Source organism: Streptomyces sp. NPDC025784, from assembly GCF_055558435.1.
Window position 1 is genome coordinate 1 of the sequence record NZ_JBVHMN010000017.1, and the last position, 5,979, is coordinate 5,979.

The window sequence follows — 5,979 nt, forward strand, 5'->3', positions numbered from 1 at the left end:
CCGCACTGACACACCGGACCAGACAAGGGCTGCAACGGGCGGATCACCGGCACGGCCCCGACCCACCCACCGCACAGACGGCGAAACGGCCACCGCACAGACGGCGCCCACCCACCGCACAGACGGCGAACCAGCCACGGCCCGGCACCGCACACACAGAAGTCCGTTCATGCCCGAATCAAGCCCGAACCTGTTTACTTTCCAGAAATCCGGGCGTAGCCTCCGAGGGAAACCACAAGTTCGGGCATCAAGCGGAGGCGAGCGGACATGTACGCACCGGAGCGGCAGCAGGAGATCCTGCGGCTCGCCCGTGACGGCGGACGGGTGGATGTGCTCTCGCTGGCCGAGGAGTTCCAGGTCACCGCGGAGACCATCCGCCGGGACCTGAAGGCCCTCGACCGCGCGGGTCTCGTACGCCGCGTGCACGGTGGGGCGATCCCGGCCGGCCGCCTGGACTTCGAGCCCGACCTCGCCGAGCGCGAGTCCACGTCCGCCGACGAGAAGGACCGCATAGCGCGGGCCGCCCTCGCCGAACTGCCCGGCGACGGCACGGTGATCCTGGACGCCGGATCGACCGTCTCCCGGCTCGCCGATGCCCTCCCCCTGGAGGCGACGCTCACCGTCGTCACCCACAGCCTGCCCATCGCCGCCCGCCTCGCCGACCACCCCGGCATCCAGCTCCACCTCGTCGGCGGGCGCGTCCGGCACCGTACCCGCGCCGCCGTCGACGCCTGGGCGCTGCGCGCGTACGGCGAGATCCGCGCCGACGTCCTCTTCGTCGCGGCCAACGGTTTCTCGGCCGACTACGGACTGACCACCCCCGATCTGGCCGAGGCCGCCGTCAAGCGCGCCGCCCTGCACGCCGCGCGCCGCGTGGTGCTGCTCGCCGACTCGTCCAAGAGCGGCCAGGAGCACTTCGCCCGCTTCGGCGACCTGTGCGACGTGGACCTGCTGATCACCGACCGCGGGCTGAGCCCCGAAGACGCCGCCTCCGTCGAGCGGGGCGGCACCGAAGTGCTGTGTGTATAGAGCACGGCACGCGAGTGCCGTGTGGAGAACGCGGGCCCGTCAGTGCCGTGTCCGAGAAACGAGTGCGCATGATCCTGACCGTCACCCCCAACCCCTCCCTCGACCGTACGTACGAGGTCCCGTCGCTCGACCGGGGCGAGGTCATCCGAGCCACCGGCGAACGCATGGACCCGGGCGGCAAGGGCGTGAACGTCTCGCGCGCGGCCGCCGCGGCCGGACGGCACACGGTCGCCGTCCTCCCGCTGGGCGGAGCCCCCGGCGCACTCGTCGCCGAGCTGCTCGACGCGCAGGGCATCGAGGTCGCGTCGGTCCCGGTCGCCGGAGCCACCCGCTCGAACATCTCGGTCGCCGAACCCGACGGCACGCTCACCAAGATCAACGCACCGGGTCCCGAACTCTCCGCCGCCGAGGCGGAACTCCTCCTGGAGACGGTCCGTCGGCACTACCGCCCCGGGAACACCGACTGGATCGCCTGCTGCGGCAGCCTTCCGCGCGGGCTCGCGCCGTCCTGGTACGCCGATCTCGTCGCGCGGGCCCACGCGGCGGGCGCCCGGATCGCGCTGGACACGTCCGGCCAGGCACTGCGGGAGGCACTGCGCGAGGGGCCCGACGTGGTGAAGCCGAACGCCGAGGAACTCGCGGAGGCCGTCGGGCGCCCGCTCGCCACAGTGGGCGACGCCGTCAAGGCGGCGGAGGAGTTGCGCGAGCAGGGCGCACGCGCCGTGCTCGCGAGCCTGGGCGCGGACGGGCAGCTGCTGGTGGAGGAGACGGGCGCCTGGTTCGGCAGCGCCCGCGTCGACGTCGTACGCAGCAACGTCGGCGCCGGCGACTCCTCGCTCGCCGGCTTCCTGATCGCCGGCGGCCGCGGTCCCGCCGCGCTCGCCTCCGCCGTCGCCCACGGCGCGGCCGCCGTCCAGCTCCCCGGCAGCGTGATGCCTGGACCGGCCGACCTCGACGCCTCCGCGGTGACGGTCACGACGGAGATCCCGATGGACCTTCCCCTCACGGAGCCGGTGCCATGACCGCGGCCGCCCGGTCGGCCCGTACGCCCCTGATACGGCGAGGACTCCCCTCCCTCGCCACAGCCGAACGGCGGGGCCTCCCCGATCCCGCAGCCCCCTGCACCACCGCCGCCATTTCCCGCACACCTCTCACCCCCCTCACCCCCCTCACCCCCCTCACCCCCCTCACCCCCCTCACCCCCCTCACCCCAGTTCCCTCTGGGCGCAGTGTCCCCGTCCCCACCCCCGCCCACGAATCCCCACGGGCGATACGCGTGCGAAGGAGCCCGCGATGAGCGAGATGATCACCGCGGACCTGGTCGACCTCGACCTGTCCGCCGATACGAAGGAAGCGGCGGCGCGCGCCCTCGCCGAACGCATGGTCGCCCTGGGCCGGGTGACCGACCTCGACGGCTTCCTCGCCGACGTGGCGGCTCGCGAGGCCCAGATGCCGACGGGCCTGGACGGCGGCATCGGCATTCCGCACTGCCGCAGTGAGCACGTCACCGAGCCGACGCTCGCGTTCGGACGGAGCGCGGAGGGCATCGACTTCGGCGCACCGGACGGACCCGCCGACCTGATCTTCCTGATCGCTGCCCCGGCGGGCGCGGACGACGCCCACCTCACCATCCTGTCGTCCCTGGCCCGTCAGCTGATGAACGCCGAGTTCACCTCCGCGCTGCGGGCGGCGGACGACGCGGCGACCGCGGCAGCGCTCATCCGCGGCGAGGAGCCCCCGGCCCCCGCCGCGGCCCCCGAGAACTCCGCGACGGTGCCGAACGCGGCGGCCTCCGCCGGCACCGGCGTGGACGGCACGGCCCCGGTGCCGGGTGCGACCGTCGAGGACGGCCCCGCCCCGGCGCCGGGCGCCACCGACGCGGAGGCCGAGCGGCCCTTCCGTGTCGTCGCCGTCACCTCCTGCCCCACCGGCATCGCCCACACCTACATGGCGGCCGAGTCCCTGGAGAACGCCGGCCGCGAGGCAGGCATCGAGATCGTCGTCGAGACGCAGGGCTCGGCCGGATTCACCCGCCTCGACCCCGCGGTCATCGCCGCCGCGGACGGCGTGATCTTCGCTCACGACGTGCCGGTGCGGGACAAGGACCGCTTCGCCGGCAAGCCGACGGTGGACGTCGGCGTGAAGGCGGGCATCAACAAGCCCGCCGCGCTCATCGCCGAGGTGCGGGACAAGGCGGCGCGTGGCGAGGTCACCTCCGCGGCGGCCCACGGCACGCCCGTCGAGCGCGCCGGCGAGTCCGGCGAGGGCTACGGCACCCGGCTGCGCAAGTGGCTGATGTCCGGCGTCAGTTACATGGTCCCGTTCGTCGCCGCGGGCGGTCTGCTGATCGCCCTGGGCTTCGCGATCGGCGGCTACAGGATCAACAAGGCGCCCTCGGTCATGGACCACTTCCTGTGGACCCAGGCGGACAGTTGGGGAGCCCTGTTCTTCCAGATCGGCGTCGTCTCCTTCGGCTTCCTCGTGCCGGTCCTGGCCGGTTACATCGCCTACGGCATGGCCGACCGGCCAGGACTCGTGCCCGGCTTCGTGGGCGGCGCGATCTCCCTCACCATCAACGCCGGCTTCCTCGGCGGTCTGGCCGCCGGTCTCATCGCCGGTGCGGTGGTGCTCGCCATCCAGCGGGTCCGGATCCCGGCGGCCCTGCGCGGCATCATGCCGGTCGTGGTGATCCCGCTGATCTCCGCGGCGATCGTCGGATTCCTGATGTTCGTGGTGATCGGCAAGCCCATCGCCTCCGCGCAGAAGGGCATGACGGACTGGCTGAACGGCCTCACCGGCACCAACGCCATCCTCCTCGGAGCCCTCCTCGGTCTGATGATGTGCTTCGACCTCGGCGGCCCGGTCAACAAGGTCGCGTACACCTTCGCCACCGCGGGCATCGCCGTTGCGAGCCCCAGCGACTCGGCGATGAAGATCATGGCCGCGGTGATGGCGGCCGGCATGGTCCCGCCGCTCGCCATGGCCCTGGCGACGACCGTGCGCGGCAAGCTCTTCACCCAGACCGAACGCGAGAACGGCAAGGCCGCCTGGGTCCTCGGCGCCTCCTTCATCTCGGAGGGCGCGATCCCGTTCGCCGCGGCCGACCCGCTGCGCGTCATCCCCGCCTCCATGGCGGGCGGCGCGGTCACCGGTGCGCTGTCGATGGCGTTCGGCGCCACCCTGCGGGCCCCGCACGGCGGCATCTTCGTGGTCCCGCTGATCGGCAACCCGTTCCTCTACCTGATCGCCATCGCCGCGGGCGTCGGGGTGAGCGCCGCTCTCGTCGTCGTCCTCAAGGGCATGCGCAGGCAGGCTCCGGCGGGCGTCGCGGCGGGGGCCGCGGACGCTCCGATATCGGCGAAGGCCGAGACACAGGAGCCGGTCGCGGCGTGAGGGGCGCGGTTCCTGCCCCTTTACGGCATCTGTGAGTTGTTCAAGGCATCTGCGAGATGCGTCACGGTCCGGGATCAAAGTCCCGGACCGTGGTGTCTACTGGGACGTATGCCTGAGCACGTGTCGACCTTTCAGCTGATAGGCGTGCCCCTGATCGCCCTGGCAACCGCCATCTGGATCGTCGGGCTGTCACGCTTCATGCGCCGCGCCCGCCTGCGGGACGCGATGCGGCGCGCGGACGACACGCTGCGGGCCATTCCCGAGCAGTCGCGGTCCGGCCCGGTCTCCGAGTCGGTCGAGCTCACCCCCGAGGAACACGCCGCCTTCGCAGGCCTGGTACGCCGATTCGGCGACACCCGCCCCTAGCGCGCTGGTTGGGATCAGCTCGGGTCCGCGACGCCCGGCACGGCACCTCGCCGCGTCGTCGGACCACCCGAGCCCAGTACGCGGGTGATCCCGCGCCTTGCGCTGCACCGCACCGGACGCCGCGGCCTGATCCGAGCCGATCCGAACGAGACCCCCCAGGAGCAACCCCGCCCTCCGCGGCCGGCACCTGCGCCCAGGTCCGGCCCCGACCCTCAGCGGTCGAGTCGCGCCGCGCGCCGCTCCATCGCCTCGCGCGCCGCCTCCTCCGTCGGGTACACCTCGCACATGTGACGCCGGTCCGGGGTCGCCGTGTGCTCGACCTCCCACAGCGAGATCTCCCGCCCGTCCCGCAGCAGGAACGCATGCTCATAGAGCGAGAAGCACAGCCCCGCCTGACCGGCACGGCACGGCTTCCCGAACGCCTGGGTGATCTGGTGCGCGAACGCCTCGCGCAGCAGCAGCGTCGAGAGGTCGTCGCCCGGCCGGTCCGCGTTCTCCGCGCGCCGCAGCAGCCGGCGGACGTGGTCCGCCGAGTCGTCGGGCACATACGCGTGGCGCGGCTCCGGGATCGGCGACAGCTGCACCAGCACGGGCAGCTCGAAGTCCGGTGCGTCCGGCGGCAGGGGTAGCCGCGCCGTGGCAGCGCGCAGTTCCTCCTCGTCCACGTACACCTCGTGCTGAGGGTCGCGGCCGGGGGCCGTGTTGTGCACGAGCTCCCACAGCGTGACCGCCGAACCGTCGGCGAGCAGCCATGTGTGCCGGTACGTCTCGCGATGCAGCCCCGCGCTGTGGTGCGCGGAGTGCAGCGAACTGTCGTGGGCCAGCGCGCAGTCGAGCAGCCGTATCGTCTCGTCGGGCAGCTCGAAGGAGTTCAGGGCGCGGCCCAGGAGTCGCGCGAGATGCTCCTCCGGAGACTCGGGCGACTCGGGTGGTTCGTACGCTGCTGTCTCGTACGGAACGCTCAAGGCTTCTCCCGGCGTTGCTGCATGTCACCTTGTGGGTGCATACCGTAGCCCCTCGGTCGGACATCATGTCCGTGAACCGAGAAAACGTACGGACAGAAAACGGGCGGGGCGCGCGGGCCCGTGCCCCCCCGGCCCCCCCGGGGGGAAAAACCCCGCGTCAGAGGGCGCGTCCCCCCGGCCACGCGCGCCACGCCAAGTTGCAGCCCGTGCGGCCCGTGTGCGGCGC

At 72.6% G+C, this 5,979-nt stretch carries 5 protein-coding genes; 4 read left to right on the forward strand and 1 reads right to left on the reverse strand.

Annotated features, from left to right (window positions below; all coding sequences use genetic code 11):
- The first annotated feature begins 267 nt into the window (after nucleotides 1–267).
- The 4 genes from ACZ4IF_RS31715 to ACZ4IF_RS31730 all read left to right on the forward strand — a co-directional run bounded on the left by ACZ4IF_RS31715 (nucleotide 268) and on the right by ACZ4IF_RS31730 (nucleotide 4,788).
- Complete coding sequence (locus ACZ4IF_RS31715; RefSeq protein WP_467568996.1) at nucleotides 268–1,029, forward strand: DeoR/GlpR family DNA-binding transcription regulator; 762 nt, start codon at nucleotides 268–270, stop codon at nucleotides 1,027–1,029.
- Between the two features lie 68 nt (nucleotides 1,030–1,097).
- Nucleotides 1,098–2,051: a 1-phosphofructokinase gene (gene pfkB, locus ACZ4IF_RS31720; protein ID WP_467569380.1), complete on the forward strand. Its 954-nt coding sequence runs from the start codon at nucleotides 1,098–1,100 to the stop codon at nucleotides 2,049–2,051.
- Nucleotides 2,052–2,322: 271 nt separating this feature from the next.
- The gene (locus ACZ4IF_RS31725) at nucleotides 2,323–4,422 is read left to right on the forward strand and encodes a PTS fructose transporter subunit IIABC (protein WP_467568998.1); all 2,100 of its coding nucleotides are present in this window, start codon (nucleotides 2,323–2,325) and stop codon (nucleotides 4,420–4,422) included.
- A gap of 108 nt (nucleotides 4,423–4,530) precedes the next feature.
- Complete coding sequence (locus tag ACZ4IF_RS31730) at nucleotides 4,531–4,788, forward strand: hypothetical protein (RefSeq protein ID WP_028804847.1); 258 nt, start codon at nucleotides 4,531–4,533, stop codon at nucleotides 4,786–4,788.
- A 212-nt stretch (nucleotides 4,789–5,000) separates the two neighbouring features.
- On the opposite strand, the gene ACZ4IF_RS31735 is transcribed toward ACZ4IF_RS31730, so the two are convergent.
- Nucleotides 5,001–5,753: a DUF6227 family protein gene (locus ACZ4IF_RS31735; protein ID WP_359496321.1), complete on the reverse strand. Its 753-nt coding sequence runs from the start codon at nucleotides 5,751–5,753 to the stop codon at nucleotides 5,001–5,003.
- Nucleotides 5,754–5,979: the final 226 nt, after the last annotated feature.